The organism is Veillonella magna (assembly GCF_959600285.1).
In the GTDB taxonomy this organism is placed as follows: domain Bacteria; phylum Bacillota; class Negativicutes; order Veillonellales; family Veillonellaceae; genus Veillonella_A; species Veillonella_A magna.
The window spans coordinates 35,890-53,370 of sequence record NZ_CAUGKU010000002.1 but is presented as its reverse complement, the minus strand read 5'-3'; the positions used below and the strand labels follow the sequence as shown (position 1 = coordinate 53,370).

Sequence of the window (17,481 nt, the reverse complement as noted above, 5' to 3'; positions counted from 1 at the left end):
ATAGTTTCTTTTTATTTATCGTCTACCTTAAGGATAGCCATAAACGCTTCCTGCGGAATTTCTACACTGCCTACCGCCTTCATGCGCTTCTTGCCTTCCTTTTGTTTTTCCAAAAGCTTACGCTTACGGCTGATATCACCGCCGTAACATTTGGCCAATACGTCTTTGCGCCATGCTTTTACCGTTTCGCGGGCTACGATTTTATTTCCCACCGCAGCTTGGATAGGAATTTCAAACATTTGACGCGGAATTAGTTCCTTTAGCTTTTCGGCCAATGCTCGACCGCGCATAGCAGCTCTGTCCTTGTGAACGATAATACTCAACGCATCCACCGGATCGCCGTTAAGCAAAATATCCATCTTCACCATCGGCGATGCTTTGTAACCGATCAATTCATAATCAAGCGATGCATAGCCTTTGGTAGCCGACTTCAACTTATCGAAGTAATCATAAATGATTTCTCCCAACGGCAAGTGATATACGATAGACACACGCGTTTCATCCAGGTATTCCATACTCTGGTACTCGCCGCGTTTATCCTGAGACAATTCCATAATGGCCCCGACGTAATCCTTCGGCACGATGGTCGTTGCTTTTACATACGGTTCTTCGATGAAATCAATTTCCGTCGGTGGCGGCAGCTTGGACGGGTTGTCGATTTCCAGTACATCGCCGTTTGTTTTATGTACTTTGTAGTTTACACTCGGCGCCGTAGTAATAAGTGATAGATTATATTCTCGTTCCAATCGCTCCTGGATAACATCCATATGCAATAAGCCGAGGAAGCCGCAGCGGAAACCAAAGCCCAAAGCAATAGACGTTTCCGGCTCGTACTCCAAAGCGGCATCATTAAGATTTAACTTTTCCAGCGCATCGCGCAGATTGTCGTAATCCTTGCTGTCAGTAGGATATAAACCGCAGTATACCATCGACACTGCTTTGCGATATCCCGGAAGCGGTTCCTTAGCTGGATTATCCGCCTTTGTTACCGTATCGCCGACGTGACAATCGCGCACGTTTTTAATGCTCGCCGCAATACAACCAACAGACCCACAGGTCAGTTCTTCTACGGGGAGCAAATTCGGTGTAAACACTCCTAACTCCGTAACTTCAAAATCCTTGGAGTCGTGCATCATGCGAATGATGTCTTTTTTCTTAATGGAACCTTCCTTAACGCGTACGTAAGCGATAGCTCCTTTATACGAATCAAAACGAGAATCGAAAATCAATGCCCGCGTCGGTTCATCGGATTTATCCGGCGGTGCTGGAATTCGTTCAACAATAGCCTCTAAAATATCCTGAATGCCTATGCCCGACTTCGCACTGGCGAGAATGGCATCAGATGCATCGAGACCGATAATATCTTCGATTTCACGCTTTACCCGTTCCGGATCGGCGCTGGGCAAATCAATCTTGTTGATAACGGGAATAATCTCCAAATCATGCTCCAAGGCCAGATACACATTAGCTAATGTCTGTGCTTCTACGCCTTGCGCTGCGTCCACTACGAGCAGTGCCCCTTCGCAAGCTGCCAGCGAACGGGATACTTCGTAACTAAAATCTACATGGCCGGGTGTATCAATCAAGTTAAGCGTATATTGCTTACCGTCCTTTGCCGTATGCAGCAACCGAACGGACTGCGCCTTAATGGTGATGCCTCGTTCACGCTCCAAATCCATGGAATCCAACACTTGCGCTTCCATCTCGCGCTTAGTGAGTGTACCGGTTTCTTCGATAAGTCGATCGGCTAACGTGGACTTGCCATGGTCTATATGAGCAATAATACAAAAATTGCGAATGTGTTCAGTCGATGCCATAGACTACCCCTCTCAAAGAATATTTTCGATGACACCGCCACCCAGGACTTGCGTTCCGTCATAGAACACTACGGACTGTCCCGGAGTAATCGCACGCTGCGGCTCATCGAATACAACCTCCATCGTTGTATCATCTAAAATACGTGCCGTGCACGGCGACGGATTGGCAGCATACCGAATTTTTCCGGTAGCGCGCAATTCCTTCGGAATCGTGCCGGACAAGAAATTATAATGTTTACAAATCATCTTATTGGTAAATAAGCTTTCGTTCGGTCCTACGATGACTTCATTTGTTTGACCATCGAGGCGCACCACGTACAGCGGATATTTATAAGCAATCCCCAGCCCTTTACGCTGACCGATCGTATAGTTGAAGAGTCCGTTGTGTGTGCCCAGCACTTCACCGTTCTCATGCACAATGCGTCCCGGCTTCGGTGTTTCCGTTAGCTGACCGGCTACGAACTTCTGGTAATTATGATTCGGCAAGAAGCAAATATCTTCGCTGTCCGGCTTATTGGCTACCGGTAAATCACGGTCCGATGCCATGGAGCGGGTCAATGTTTTCTTCTGCGCCCCCAAGGGGAACATGAGATGACTCAAGATATGCTGATTCAAGGTGTACAGCACATAGCTTTGATCCTTGCTGGGGTCATCCCCCTTATGAAGTTCGTACAAACCGGTATCCTCATTGTAACGCACCTGCGCATAATGACCGGTTACCATATGCGTGGCCCCTAATTCCAAGGCCTTATTTAACAATAAATCAAACTTTATATTCTTATTGCAGAATACACAGGGATTCGGTGTACGCCCGGCGGCATACTCATTAACAAAATAATCGACTACGTTTTCATAAAAGGTATCGCGAGCATCGACTACATGATGTTCAATGCCGAGAAAATCACACATTTTCTTAGCGTCCGTCACAGCTAACGGAATATCATCAGGATCCGTATCGCTCACCCATAGACGCAATGTAATACCAAATACCTTATACCCTTGTTCTAACAGCATCGCTGCCGTTAAGGAGCTGTCAACGCCCCCACTCATTGCTACTGCAACAACTTTTTCCATGCTTTCTCCTTCTGTTACCGGCCGGTTACCAACCGACGGCACTGTAAAACTACATATACATGATACAGAGTGAAAGTCCGAATATGTATATACAAACAATAAAACAAATAAAGTATACCACAACTCATCGATAAAAGGCTATTTACGGTATTTCAAAATTTCTTCGGCCGCACCTAAAATGCCCAGCATCGAATGCTCAAATACCAAGCCGCCTTGCATAAAAATAGTGTATGGCGGACGAATCGGTCCATCGGCACTGAGCTCGATGGAGGACCCTTGTACAAAGGTACCACCGGCCATGATAATCTTGTCCGCATACCCCGGCATGTCACCCGGTACCGGACGTACATGAGCATCTACCGGCGAATACGCTTGCATGCCTCGGCAGAACTGTTCCATTTCTTCGGCGGAGTGCAAATTAATAGCCTGAATCAAATCGAATCGCTGCGCATCCACCTTCGGGAACACGTCATATCCCAAAAGCTCGCCTACAGCCGCCGTATACACAGCCCCCTTCAACGCCTGCAACACTACATGAGGTGCCAGGAACAAGCCTTGGAAGAATAAGCGATACCCCGGCGTGTACGATCCCATATGGTCCCCCAAGCCGGGTGCCGTCAATTCATAGGCTACTCGTTCCACCAAGTCTTCGCGCCCCACTACATAGCCACCGGTCGGAGCAATACCACCGCCGGCATTTTTTATTAAGGACCCGGCCATAATGTCCGCACCGTGTTCCAGCGGTTCCGTTGTTTCCGTAAACTCGCCGTAGCAATTATCCACAAAGCAAATCGTCTTCGGGTTGACCGCTTTAACGGCTTTACAAATACGCCCGATATCATGTACCGACAAGGGTTCACGTGTACTGTATCCGCGAGAACGCTGAATGACTACGACGCGCGTATCGGAAGTAACCGCTGCGGCAATGCCTTCTAAATCATACGTACCCTCCTTGAGCGGTACCTCCTTGTATATAAATCCCTTTTCGGTAAGTGACGCCGGAACGTCTCGGTCTGCGCCGATAACGGATTGCATCGTATCGTACGGTGCGCCAACGGCATACACAAATTCGCGTCCATCCTTACCGCTGCCTAACAACGCGATAAGTGTCGTAGCCAATGCATGGGTACCGGATACGAAATGAGCCCGTACCAACGCCTTTTCACCACGGAACACATGAGCAAACACTTCATCCAATTTCTCGCGTCCACTATCGTTATACCCGTAACCGGTAGTACCGTTAAAATGGTAATCCGACAACTGACACTCTTTAAACGCTTCCAGTACTTTTTTTGTATTTGCCAACGCAATAGGTTCAAATTTTTTAAATTGCGGCTCCGCCATAGCAAGGGCTGTAGCGCGTAATTCTTCCATATTCATGTAGTACAACTTCCTATCTTCTTTACTTCTATTTTTACTTCTATTTTTACTTCTGTTTTTTTTAGTTATTTTTTTGTTCTGTTATCACATATGCTGTATAGATACGCATAGTATATTTCTATGAGTTTTATTTTTACTCATATTCATATACGTTTAAACACTTTATGCATCATTCTCTTAGAACTACATGTTCCGTGTATATTACCTTCCAAAAGTAAACACATTACCTGTATTCAAAATAAGATTTCACTATGTCCATAGCCTTCTCATAAATATCATCACCGGTCATAGCCGCATCAATGTCTATCCATTCAATATAAGGCATTCGTTTATACCACGTAATTTGCCGTTTAGCAAAACGCCGCGTATTTTGCTTTATCGCCGCCACCGCCTCTTCCTTGGTGGCTTTGCCGGCAAAATAGTCTAGCGTTTCCTTGTAGCCGATGCCCTTAAAGGCTTGCGAATGCGGTGACACACCGGATGCCAGTAAGTGTTCTACCTCTTCGAACAAACCGGCCTCCACCATGAGATCCACACGCAAATTAATTCGTGCGTACAACTCTTCCCGCGGTCGTCTAAGTCCGATTACAGGCCCCTCATAAGCAAGACCCGCCTTTGTCTGTGTCGTCAGCGCCGCATAGTCGCCGCGCTCCATCAATTCGATGGCTCGATATAAACGGTGCTTATCCGTAAAGCGCAACGTAATCCGTCCCTTGGCCGCCAGCGACATAGCATAGGCCTTGAGTGCCTCTTCGCCTTCGGTAGCTACCAATACATCCAGGCGCTGTCGCAAGGATTCATTAGGCTCTGCCGTTGCAAAATCGTATTGCTCCAGCAACGACTGTACATAAAAACCGGTGCCGCCGGAAAGAATGGGAATCTCTCCCTTCGCCGCACAGCCTTTGATAATAGCTGCTGCCTGTTCCTGAAAAACAGCTGCACTGTACGGTTCATCGGGATCGAGAATATCAATAAGATGATGCGGTACCCGCGCCAATTCCTCTGCCGAGGGTTTAGCCGTTCCGATGGAAAGCCCGCGATAAATCTGATAGGCATCACCGGAAATTACCGACGATGACAATGTCTCGGCAAGGCGGAGCGTTAATTCCGTCTTGCCCACCGCAGTAGGTCCCAAAATGGTAATCAATCGTTCCACATTGTCGCTCCTTTCTCATATACGCCGTAAGCTACGCGACTGTACTTACCGCCTAACAACCGTGTAGGACGCATCGTTTGAAACAGCTGCGCAAAGGGTCGTTCCTTTACGATGACCTTGCGTCGTGCCACCGCCAGCGCCCGCCGTAACGTATCCGCGGTAAACCCGCTTTCTACCAAATGACCGCGCAGTCCCGTAAACTGAGGACTTTCCTTCACAGGCACCTCAAACATGGGATCGAAATAAATAACGTCAATACTATCCTCCCGTTGCTGCGCCAGAAATTGTTCGTAACGCATCGCCACAATCTGCAGCCGTCGCAGCGCCGCCGTAACAGCGTGCTCTTTATGCGTAAAGTGACGACAACCGTAATTTGTAATATACGCCAATGCCGGTACCCCCTCGAGCCCGATATACCTAGGGCACTCCGGATGTACGTACGACACAATGAGACTGTCTGCCCCAAGACCTACGGTACAATCCAGGAACGATTCCAACGGCTCATCGCCTACTGCCTCTGCCAAATGATCCACACCGCCGCGCTGCAATCGCAATAGCCTAAGCTGTGCCATAGATAAATGAAAGATATGCTCCTTGCCTTCGCCGGTATATAGTTGCGGTCCCTTCTTAGTAATTACCAAAATATCGTCTGCCCCGTATATTTTCTGCATGGTCGGCAACGATCGCTCCCGTCGCTCCTCATAAGGCAAGGCCAAGCATTTCGCTACCGCCTCGGCTTCCTTGCGTTCCTCTACTGTTGCTTTCTGCGATACCGTAACTATCGTCATACATCCTCCTAGCTACGCTTAAACAATTTTCCCAGTTCATCCGGAGTAAAACGGATAATAGTAGGACGTCCGTGAGGACACACATACGGTTTATCGGTAGCAAATAAATCTTCGATTAACACGGAAATTTGGTACATGTTAAGACTATGTCCGGCTTTAATAGCACCGCGGCACGATGCATAGGCCAGCATTTCATGACGCAGCTGTGCCTTAGTGGGCATTTCGCCGTCCAGCATATAGGTAAAGGTGTGACGCAGTACATCAATAGCCTTGTTTTCCACCAAATCACCGGGCACACCGTCAACGCGAATTTGTGTAGGACCGCCTAAGGCAACGGCAAAGCCTAAATCCGCAAAGGCCTCCGCCTGCTCTTCAACCAATGTTTGCTCCTCATCGGTAGCATCAAATATCAAGGGAATCAACAGCTCCTGCATAGGGATAGCCGCTGCCGATTTACAAAGCTTGTCATAGCGTATTCTCTCATGCGCCGCATGCTGATCGATAATATATAAATCGCTTCCCTTTTTCGCTACGATATAACAATCGGCCACTTGCCCCAACGGAATCAATCCGCTGTTGGCAATCACCCGTTGCGGTAATCCGTCAGGTGCTACCACCGTTGCTCCGTTGCCGCTGTCTGCTGTCATCAAGGCAGGTATCTCTTCAGCTGTAATAGTCTCTTTACCGTCCGGTCCTTGACCGGTACCTTTCAGTGCCACGCCGGCAGTGTCGCCTTCACGTTTGCGCCGTTGCTCTTCACCGTAAAATCCGTCTTGACGATATGCTTCCTTCAAGGAAGAAAATTGCTGTATCTCTGCCGGGGTATATGTCGAAGGCTGGGCATTCGTTACAAAGGAATCATCCCCCAGCTGCTCCTGTTCGTAGCGAACCGGCCGCTGCGGCACATATTCACCGCTGCGAATTTTTTTTACCAATTCATTGGTTTTCTCGCGCCGACGCTCCCAGGCAGCCTTGCCTGCACCTTGATTAGATTCGCTGTTGTCATATATCGACGCGGTCTCGTTATGCGTAAATGCCGTTCCGTTATGCGTAGATTCTATTCTGTCATGCCCGTATCCTGCACCGACATTCCCCGATAACTTGCCATCAGCACCTGTCGACAGATTCCCTTCATCCGGCCGTAAGGACAAGTTGCGTCGTCCTTCGAATACCTTTTCATACCGAATATCCGTGGCGATGACCGACTCCGTTTCTTGGTGTAACCTACCGCTTTCTACTTGGCGCAATGGATTCTCCAATGCCTGTAGAACACCGTAATACACAGCCTTAAAAATAGGCTTGTCATCGGAAAACTTAACCTCGCTTTTGCGTGGGTGCACGTTGATATCCACGACCTCCGGCGGCACAACAATGCTGAGCACCACCAAGGGGTAACCCCCTTTCGGCAACAGCGCATGGTACGCATTGTCGATGGCTTTGTTAATAGCCTTATCACCGATAACGCGATTGTTGACGATTACCGTCTGCCATATGCGACTGCTTTTTAACAATGTCGGTTTAGATACGACACCGTCCACACGGACGCCTTCGATTTCATACGCTACGGGGAACAGATCCTCCTTAACCTTGTAACCGTACAAAGCAGCAATAGTATCCGTAATATCTCCGCTACCCGGCGTAATAAGACTGACCTTGTCATTACTTACCAATTTAAAGGCAATGTGGGGATTGCTCAAAGCCAGCTTCCCCACCATGTCCTGTATCTTTGCTGTTTCCGTACGTTCTGTTTTTAAAAACTTGCGCCGCGCCGGCGTGTTGTAAAATAAATCCCGCACTTCGATGGTCGTCCCCGGCTGTGCGCCGTAAGGCATGCACTCCATATCATGACCGCCATCAATCGTGATGCGGGTCCCCATTTCATTATCTGCCGTGCGCGTAGTCAAACTAAAATGCGATACCGACGCAATACTGGCCAGTGCTTCACCGCGAAAGCCTAAAGACGCAATGGCAAACAAGTCGTCTACGGAAGCAATTTTACTGGTAGCATGACGGAGCACCGCCAAGCGCGCATCCTCCTCGGTCATACCGATGCCGTTATCCGTAACGCGCATATAGGCTACGCCGCCTTCGGCAATTTCCACATCGATGGAAGTCGCACCGGCATCCACCGCATTTTCCAGAAGCTCCTTAATAACCGATGCCGGACGTTCTACTACCTCGCCGGCAGCAATTTTATTAATTGTCGCTTCATCCAATACGTGAATATGTGCCATTATTTACCGCCTCCCTTACGCGCGCTTTCCTGTAATTTGTACAATACATTTAACGCTTCGATAGGCGTAAGACTCATTACATCCACCGCTAACAAATCGTCGATGACGGAAGAAGTAAACAAATTACCGCTGCCAAACCCGGCTTCTTCCGCTGCCGCCTGTTGGCGACTCGCCTTCGATACCTTCTTCGCCGGTTCCGCTACCTGTGCCGGTAAGGTGCGCATCGCATCCTCACCGTCACGATGACTGCCGGCTTCCAATGCCTGTAATAATTCCTCCGCACGGGTCAATACATCGGCAGGCAGTCCTGCCAAGCGCGCCACGTGAATACCGTAACTGCGATCGGCACCGCCTTTTACAATGCGTCGCAAGAAAGCAACATCCTTACCCTTCTCCTTAACGGCTACCGTATAATTTTTAAGGCGCGGATACACCTCTTCCAAGTGAATCAATTCGTGATAGTGCGTAGCAAATAATGTCTTGCCATGAATATGGCGATAAATATATTCCACCACGGCTTGCGCAATACTGAGCCCGTCAAAGGTACTGGTCCCCCGTCCGATTTCATCGAGAATGAGCAAGCTCTTCGACGTAGCGTTTTCCAAAATGTATGCTACTTCCTTCATTTCTACCATGAACGTACTCTGTCCGGTAGAAATATCATCGCTGGCCCCGACGCGAGTAAAGATTCTATCCACCGGCGAAATCGTCGCTTCCCGCGCCGGAATAAAGGAACCGATTTGCGCCATGATCATGAGCACCGCTACCTGGCGCATATATGTTGACTTACCGGCCATGTTCGGCCCGGTAATCAGTAAAAATTCTTCCTCATCATGATTCAACGTTACATCATTCGGCACGAACACTTCATGCTTTAAATATTTTTCAATCACCGGATGACGGCCGTCGCGAATCATGATTTGACCATTCATCGTTACGGTAGGGCAAATGTATTGCTCTTCGTAAGCTACCGTTGCCAATCCGGCCAATACATCAAGCTGTGCCAAGGCTCGCGCCGTTTCCTGTATGGGGCGCACCACCGCTTTAATTTGATTGCGCAACTCTTGGTACAGCTGCTGCTCCAGACTGATAATTTTTTCCTTGGCACTGAGGATTTTAACTTCAAACTCCTTTAGCTCCGGCGTAATGTATCGCTCCGCATTAGCCAAGGTTTGTTTGCGCACGAAATAAGCCGGCACGGCATCCGTGTGAGAATGGGGCACTTCAAAATAATAACCGAACACCTTGTTATAACCGGTGCGCAGTCGTATACCCGTCTTTTCTTTTACATCCTCTTCTAACCGATGAAGCCACTCCTGGCTATTTGTTGCCAATGACCGAAGCTCATCCAACTCTTCATTGTAGCCGTCGCGAATCACGCGTCCGTCCTTTAAGGTAAGTGCCGGCTGATCGGCAATAGCCGTAGCCAACAATTCATACACAGCATCGTGCGTATCAATACGTGAAGCCACCTCTTGTAGGGCCGATGCTTCAAAGTCCTCCGTAAGCCCTCGCAAAGCCGGCAATGTCCGCAATGATTCGCGTAGCGATGTAAAATCGCGCGGCGATACGGAGCCTGTTTCCACACGACTTAGGATGCGCTCGAAATCAAAGACCGTTCGCAATGTATCCCGAATACCGTCACGCAGCGCCGGCTTTGCCACCAATTCCGCAATAGCATTTTGACGACGCTGTATGTGATATACATCCATAAGCGGGCTTTCCACCCATTGCTTTAACAGGCGTGCCCCCATAGGTGTAAGCGTACGATCCAATATGCTCAGCAGCGTGCCCTTAGTGCCGCCGTCGCGCAAATTGTGAGTAACCTCCAAATGGCGAAGACAGGATGTATCGAGTATCATCCGATCCCCCAGGCTCCGCTGATGCACATAGTTAATATGGGAAATATCCGCCTTGATCACCGACTGATAATACAACAGCAAATACCCCAGTGCTTCCAGTACATCTTCCTCAACCAAGCCGATATCGACAAACTGGGCTCGCGCCGTACTGCGCAGCGCGTCCACATCCACATCCGGGTGAAACGGAGATTCCACCAAACGGGAAAACTGATTGCTGATAAATCCGGACATGTCCTTCGTCAATGTCGTCTCTCCGGCCAACACCAACTCCGACGGGCGATACATGGACAGCGCATCCAGCACCGGTCCCATCCGATCGTCCGTATCTGCCAGGCGATCCCAAATGATTTCCCCTGTGCTGATGTCACTGTATAGTTGTACAAAGGCTTCCTTCGTGCGATAGAACAAGGCTAAGAAATTATTTTCCCGCGAATCCGTACCGTTCTCCGTCATAAGCGTCCCCGGCGTAACCACGCGAATCACATCGCGCTTCACAATGCCCTTCGCCGCCTTAGGATCCTCCACCTGTTCGCAAATCGCTACCTTGTAGCCTTTTTGAATCAGCTTCTCAATGTAGCTTTCCGCCGCATGATACGGTACACCGCACATAGGCGCCTTATCGCTTTCCCCGGAGTTGCGTCCGGTTAAGGTTATATTTAATTCTCGTGATGCCGTAATGGCATCGTCGTAAAACAATTCGTAAAAATCGCCTAACCGATAGAACAACAATTCATTGGGATATTGATCCTTAATGCTGAAATACTGCTCCATCATGGGCGTTTGCTTTTTCGCCATTACCGTCCCTCTCATCAATGATATATGCCTATGCACCACATAGCCCCGCCGTTATAAGCAGATGCCATGCAGTGCATTCAACTAGCAGCGCCGATTACAGAATCTCTCCGTAAAGCACCCAGGTCTGTCCCTTCGTAATGCGTGCCTGCACCGTATCACCTACATGTAAGCGATCTTCCCGCGGGAACAGTACCATCTTATTGCCGGAGGTACGACCGAACCACATAGTTTCGTCCGTACGGCTCGGGCCTTCTATAATAATGTCGTACACATGCCCTTCCATTTCCTTATTAAGCGCTAAGGAAATTTCGTTTTGCACATCCATGAGCTTTTGCAAACGTACACGCTTTACTTCCTCCGGCACCTGATCCTCCATGGTAGCCGCCGGCGTACCGGAGCGCTTCGAGAAAATAAACGTATACGCCATATCGTAGCGCACATCTTTTAAGAGTTGCACCGTTGCTTCGAAATCCTCTTCCGTTTCTCCCGGGAAGCCTACAATAATATCCGTCGTCAACGTCAGACCGGGAATCATCTTGCGGCAGTAAGCCACTAAGCCCTTGTAATGCTCCACTGTATAATGGCGATTCATCTTGTGCAAAATGCGGTCGGACCCGGACTGTACCGGCAAATGCAGCTGTGTTACCACATTGGAAGAACGTCCCAACGCATCAATCATTTCCTTATTCATATCCTGCGGATGACTCGTCATATACCGAATGCGTTCAATCCCCGGAATCCCATCCAGTGCATCAATAAGCGTACCGAAATGCGTGCCGTCTTTAAAATCGAGACCGTAGGAATTGACATTCTGTCCGAGCAATGTAACTTCCTTATACCCTTGCGCACCTAACTTACGTACATCTTCAACGATGGCCGACACGGGGCGGCTGATTTCACGACCGCGCACATGCGGCACGATGCAGTACGTACAAAACTTATTGCAGCCGTTCATAATCGGTACCCACGCAAAGAACGTACCGTTTGGCTTTGCTTCTAACTCCGGCAATACGGTGTTATCCATGTCCACATTGAGCTGATGCGTATGCGTACGCTGCACTTCCGCAATCATTTCGTTAATATGCTGAATGTTATGCGTGCCCAACACGATATCGATGTGCGGTGCCCGTTTGAACATATCCGCCTGATTCTTCTGCGCCATGCAACCGGTGATGGCCAAGATGAGATCTTTATTCTTCTCTTTTAAATGCTTTAACTCACCGATGCGACCGTAAATTTTATTCTCTGCTGTTTCACGAACACAGCATGTATTGAGGATGATCAAATCTGCCTCCTCTACCGCATCCGTCGCTGTGTAGCCTGCCGTCTCCAACTGATGCGCCAAGCGCTCCGAATCACTTTCATTCATCTGACAACCGTACGTATAAATATAATACTGCTTCATGCATACGCTCCTTTATACTCTATCGTATTCGCCAAGTTACGCCTTGGCATCCTTAATATCTTTAACAACTATCGACAATCGCTCTACAGACATGCCGGTAATGTATTCGATTTCATTGCGAATCGCTTTGTTAAGCTCGCCCATGATATCCTTAACCGGTCGCCCGTAATACACGGACACATCCATGTTGAGCAATAAGGCATTCGTTCCTTTATTACTCTTTTTAATCTTAATGTCCGAACCGCCCGCAATGCCTTGTACCTTTTTAAAACTATTCTTAATCAAGGCCATGATGACATTGTCCGAAAAGGTGAGCTTGCCGTAATAACTGAAAACGGGGCGAATGACAGACTTTTCAAAATCCTCTTCGGCCCCCTTCTTATGCACCCGTTTCCGTCGCCAAATCGACTTGATGGGATCAATTAAATACCCTTTAAAATGCGGCTTCAATTCCATGGTCGGCACCGGAATAATATGCTTACCTTCCTTTAGCCGCGCATACTGCGCCTTTTCAATATCCCGCGCCGAAGCCACATCCTCTATGTGAATAAATCGCGCCGGTGCCGGAATCTCCAATGCTTTGGCAATCTTTCGCACCATATTTTCCGACGTTCCCAAAATCATAATGCGTTCGGGATTAATCTTGCGCAGCTGATCCTGCACGGACTTTACCTGTACGGGATCCTGAAAAATAGCGCGGCGCACCGCTTTCAAACGGCTTTCCTCCTTCTTGGCGGAAAACCCGGCTACGATGCGATTGTTATGAATTAAAATACCGTCATCAATAATACATTGTGCGTTGTTTTCGTGTGCTACCACCAATGCGCGGTGACTCTTACCGGTACCGCTGGGGCCGACAAATGCAATTACTTCCATAGGACACCTCTACACTCCGGGCCGCAAGCCAAGGGCCCTCATAAATTCACTCACCATGGACGGCGTAATTAAAAATTCACCTAATGTAGACGGATAGCGATTGGGAATGCCGTGAAAGTCCGAACCGCCGCTAATGAGTAGCGACCGTTCCTTTGCCATAGCCAGATAACGGGCCGTCGCTTCTTCATCCTGCTTCGGATGATAACACTCCATGCCGTCAAAGGGCATGTCCAGTAGTTCCGTCACATACTCATCATTGCGAATCAACACTGGATGCGCAAGCACGCCGATACCGCCGGCCTCCCGTATAATATCTAAAATATCCGTGGGATGCGCGGTGAACTTCGGCACATAGCAAGGACTTTTAGGATGAAGCACCGTGGCAAACGCCTCGTTAATATCTGTTACATATCCCTTGCTGATGAGAAGTCGTGCCAAATGAGGACGGCCGTATGACGCATGCTCGCCGCAGGTTGTCATAAGGTCCTCCACACTCACATCATACCCTGCCTGCTGACACTTCGTTATCATCTTAATAATACGTGTTCGCCGTTCTTCTTTAAAAAAACGAATATAATCTAAAAGCCGCTTATTCGCGGTATCAATCGCATAACCTAATATATGTACATCCTTCCCGTGAAACGTGGCGCTAAACTCCACGCCCGGCACTACTGTCACACCGTCTACGGGATGCTCGTGTAACCATACACCGCCGCCGATTTCATCATGATCCGTGATGGCTATCGTCGTTACCTGTCGCTTACGCGCCAACGACGCCAACGCCTTCGGACTCATGGTTCCGTCGGAGTACGTTGTATGCATATGAAAATCTACCGCCATACACTCACCTCATTTCATCAGTCGGTATGTCTAGCAAAATCGGTTACATTCTTCGTATCTAATCTATTATGACGTAAAAATAAAATTTCATCAAGTAGGAATGCATTTCATTTGCCCAAAGCAGATTGTCTTTTCACATTCCTTTCACTGCAGTTCATTATGGTTAACCATGCTCTGCGCATCGATGGCTTTAACGGTACGATAAAAAAAGACCTCATTACATGAGGTCTTTTTCACTTAATAAGAAAAACTCGGCTCCATCACAGTAATCAACGTCTCCTTTTCTAGCAAACGTCTTCAATACTTGTAAGTCCATTCGGCGGTATTTATTTTCTATCTCTTTAGTGAAAGAGGTGGAGCGTTTTTCCATAATTTCACATAGTGCTTCAAAACGTTTGGGACTATATGTATCGGGATCAAATTCATATAAATCTATCAATTCCTTGCGTCGTTCATCGCTAGTAACACCGGTGGCAAGCAGATAGCCTTCTCTCCACCATTGATGCAAGGTACGTGCGTCTACCTTCGTGCCATCTTGCATGACCATTTGTCCGTCGTTACTTGCTTTCACTTCTTCACATATACAGCGAATCATATCAAGCAACGTCCTAGGAGAAAATATAAATCCCCCTACTGACAAATGGTCACTATTAATAAATGCAAAGAGCTCAGAAAGTACAGATGAACACTCCTGTATCCATTGGTACTCAAGTTCTACTACCGGGCAAGAGCGAAAATCATCCAACTCCTCTATATCGCTTACCTCGCCAAACTTATCTCTGTACATGGCATCCAACTTTTCTCCTAACCTCTCTTTAAACATATCGCCATGTTCAACAAAATACGCTCCGGACGTAACATCTCTGTAAGTGTTTATCGCCAGCGATATCCCCCAATCATACAAGAACAATTCCGTAGGTTCCTTAACTAACTGACTCTTCTTCTTTTCAAAAAACTCGTCACATGAGAAGCAGCCTTTTATTTGCTTCATTCCATCACCTTCATATATACCAATCGTGATCCACCAACATATACACCTTTACAGAAAATATATTTGGTTTTCAAAACTATTTTATATAGTAACAAAACAGGCGCATAATTTCAATTGTTTATTTGCGGAAGGGATGGAATTACAAAGAAATGGAAAGCTATCCTTTATGAAACTATTAATAAAATTCAGTGGTTTAATGTCTAAAATGGGTTGCAATGATTGACTTTATACGGTAGCCCAATGAGATAATCATACCTAATTTATAATACGGGATTTCTCTTGTAACCTGCCGACTACCTTTCGTACGAACCTGTCGGAATCTCCGATAGATTGAAATTTCGTTTAAGATTGCGAAAAGTGTCATGTAAAAATGCAAAATTAAAAACCGTAGGCATAAAAACCTACGGTTTAATACTTGTTGGTATGTAATTATTGTTGGTTATCTTGCGGTTTCTTGGTTGGCTCCTTAGGGACTACAATTCCACCGTAGCCATTCGCCCGAAGCCTATCTTCGGGTGTTTCAGTGTTTTCAGGGATGGGTGAATGACAATAACGACAAACCTTGGCTCCAAGCTTAACCCATTCAAGACAAGACGGACATTGAATAAGTCCTTTCTCGTATGCTTTAATAGGAGTAATTTCTTGCTCATCCTTTGATAACAGCGCATGTAAGAACGCCCATGGGAACAGAAAAAACCCATAAATCAACCACAAGAAATAATTCTTACCCTTACCGCTTGCAATCCATGCTGTAACAAAAGCCATGATGATTGCCCCAAGAATCATAAAAAAGAACAAATCATCCAACATTCTAATTAATCCGAACATATCATATTCCCCTTTCCGGCACTACACTTTACTCAAATATAGCACCGGAATTGAGAACCGTCAATACTATTTTAACTTACCCATTCGTTGCATTTTTTGAAAGTGGTCCTATGTCAATATTTAGTACAACCTAAAATGAAAATATCTCCTTTGCATCAGCTAGCAAGTGATTTAGAGTGTTTACAGCGCGCTTTATACAATCGTTCAAATTCATCAGGAGAAAGAAAGTTGCAGTGGCTATGTGTTCTCACTGTGTTATAAAAGGCTTCTATGTACTCAAATACCAAACAGTATGCCTCGTGAAAATTATGAATTCTAAAACGATTAAGCCACTCTCGTTTTATCAAGGCATGAAATGATTCAATGCAGGCATTATCCCAAGGATACGCTTTTTTAGAATAACTACGTTGCATTTTCTTCGTTGCTTTCTTGTACTCATCTGCCACGTATTGGCTACCGCGATCGGAATGAATAAGTAGTGGGCTCGTAATGTTTCGCCGTTCTTTTGCTTTCGTAATTGTCTTGACGACACAAGATACATCAAGTCGCTTGGAAAGAGTCCAAGCGACAATCTTGCGGGAGTACAAGTCCATAATGCTCGTCAAGTATACAAATCCGTTGACCGTCCAAATATATGTAATATCGGAACACCCAACAGCATTAGGTGTATCTGGGTTGAACTGCTCTTGTAAAATATTCTGTAGTTCTCCGCCAAAGCGTGCTATTTTCCCAGAATGCCGATGGCTTTTTTTAACACATCAAGTGCGTCCTTAGTATCACGGAGTTCGCGGCGGAGTCGAGCATTTTCTTTTTCTTCATCTGAGGCATAATTACCAGAACCACGAACAACAATATCTCCAGATTCTCTGAATTCCTTTACCCATTTGCTTAATGTGCTGTAACTAATTCCAAGATTTTGCGCACATCCTCGCATTCGAAGGTCTTGATGGTCCTCATAATACCGGACCGCATCCAGTTTAAATTGTTTGTCATGTTGTTTTGCCATTGTGAAATCCTCCTGAATAATCTATATCTATTATACTTCAATACATGTATGTAGGATTTCTCATTTTGACTTCTACTATTTATATACTAGCTCCAATGTTACCACGCAACACACAGGCTGCATCCCAAATCTCTTTTTCAAAACCAATATCTGCTGTACTCTTTGCTGCCATTTAAGTTCTACCTTCCCTTGCACGTTTATACCAATCCAAAATATATTGAACCTTATCTCTTGGAGTCCTTCAATTATAGTTCATGCTATTTTCATTTTATTATAGCACACCTCATCTATTATTCCTTGAGTTCCCCTCGCCTTGATTAACATTTTCTTGGAAAGAAAAAAATCGTACATTCCTCTTACCCGATTATGGTGGGATAATTGAAATTTCTACAACAACTTGTCTAAACAAATTATTTTACACTCCCAAGA

Annotated in this window: 15 protein-coding genes; all 15 read right to left on the bottom strand. The window is 46.7% G+C overall.

Annotated elements, in window-relative coordinates; genetic code table 11:
* Positions 1-11 precede the first annotated feature (11 nt).
* Complete coding sequence (gene lepA, locus Q5873_RS01740; protein WP_028255953.1) at positions 12-1,817, bottom strand: translation elongation factor 4; 1,806 nt, start codon at positions 1,815-1,817, stop codon at positions 12-14.
* Positions 1,818-1,829: 12 nt separating this feature from the next.
* Entirely contained in the window at positions 1,830-2,891 is a 1,062-nt protein-coding gene (mnmA, locus tag Q5873_RS01735) for a tRNA 2-thiouridine(34) synthase MnmA (protein ID WP_205087070.1), read from the bottom strand.
* A 138-nt stretch (positions 2,892-3,029) separates the two neighbouring features.
* On the bottom strand, positions 3,030-4,271 hold the full coding sequence (locus Q5873_RS01730) for a methionine gamma-lyase family protein (protein ID WP_028255955.1): 1,242 nt from the start codon (positions 4,269-4,271) through the stop codon (positions 3,030-3,032).
* A gap of 223 nt (positions 4,272-4,494) precedes the next feature.
* Positions 4,495-5,427 (bottom strand): tRNA (adenosine(37)-N6)-dimethylallyltransferase MiaA, encoded by a 933-nt coding sequence (gene miaA / locus Q5873_RS01725; protein WP_303059033.1) that lies wholly within the window; start codon positions 5,425-5,427, stop codon positions 4,495-4,497.
* Positions 5,415-6,215, bottom strand: a complete 801-nt coding sequence (locus Q5873_RS01720; RefSeq protein WP_303059032.1) for a class I SAM-dependent methyltransferase — start codon at positions 6,213-6,215, stop codon at positions 5,415-5,417. The genes miaA and Q5873_RS01720 overlap by 13 nt, the downstream gene beginning before the upstream one ends.
* An 8-nt stretch (positions 6,216-6,223) precedes the next feature.
* The gene (mutL, locus tag Q5873_RS01715) at positions 6,224-8,449 is read right to left on the bottom strand and encodes a DNA mismatch repair endonuclease MutL (protein WP_303059031.1); all 2,226 of its coding nucleotides are present in this window, start codon (positions 8,447-8,449) and stop codon (positions 6,224-6,226) included.
* Positions 8,449-11,106 (bottom strand): DNA mismatch repair protein MutS, encoded by a 2,658-nt coding sequence (gene mutS, locus Q5873_RS01710; RefSeq protein ID WP_303059030.1) that lies wholly within the window; start codon positions 11,104-11,106, stop codon positions 8,449-8,451. Before mutS ends, mutL begins: the two co-directional genes overlap by 1 nt.
* Before the next feature lie 94 nt (positions 11,107-11,200).
* Entirely contained in the window at positions 11,201-12,511 is a 1,311-nt protein-coding gene (gene miaB, locus Q5873_RS01705; RefSeq protein ID WP_303059029.1) for a tRNA (N6-isopentenyl adenosine(37)-C2)-methylthiotransferase MiaB, read from the bottom strand.
* Positions 12,512-12,547: 36 nt separating this feature from the next.
* Positions 12,548-13,387: an Asp23/Gls24 family envelope stress response protein gene (locus Q5873_RS01700; RefSeq protein WP_028255961.1), complete on the bottom strand. Its 840-nt coding sequence runs from the start codon at positions 13,385-13,387 to the stop codon at positions 12,548-12,550.
* Between the two features lie 9 nt (positions 13,388-13,396).
* Positions 13,397-14,227, bottom strand: a complete 831-nt coding sequence (locus tag Q5873_RS01695; RefSeq protein WP_028255962.1) for a PHP domain-containing protein — start codon at positions 14,225-14,227, stop codon at positions 13,397-13,399.
* Between the two features lie 217 nt (positions 14,228-14,444).
* Positions 14,445-15,218 carry a hypothetical protein gene (locus Q5873_RS01690; protein WP_303059028.1) on the bottom strand — a complete coding sequence of 258 codons (774 nt, stop codon included), beginning with the start codon at positions 15,216-15,218 and terminating at the stop codon, positions 14,445-14,447.
* Between the two features lie 193 nt (positions 15,219-15,411).
* On the bottom strand, positions 15,412-15,582 hold the full coding sequence (gene rhuM, locus Q5873_RS09655) for a RhuM family protein (protein ID WP_367997313.1): 171 nt from the start codon (positions 15,580-15,582) through the stop codon (positions 15,412-15,414).
* A 65-nt stretch (positions 15,583-15,647) separates the two neighbouring features.
* A complete protein-coding gene (locus tag Q5873_RS01685) occupies positions 15,648-16,046 on the bottom strand; it encodes a hypothetical protein (RefSeq protein WP_303059027.1) in 399 nt (132 codons plus the stop codon).
* 155 nt (positions 16,047-16,201) lie between these two features.
* On the bottom strand, positions 16,202-16,741 hold the full coding sequence (locus tag Q5873_RS01680; protein ID WP_303059114.1) for an IS3 family transposase: 540 nt from the start codon (positions 16,739-16,741) through the stop codon (positions 16,202-16,204).
* Positions 16,742-16,767: 26 nt separating this feature from the next.
* Complete coding sequence (locus Q5873_RS01675; protein ID WP_028255174.1) at positions 16,768-17,052, bottom strand: transposase; 285 nt, start codon at positions 17,050-17,052, stop codon at positions 16,768-16,770.
* Positions 17,053-17,481 lie beyond the last annotated feature (429 nt).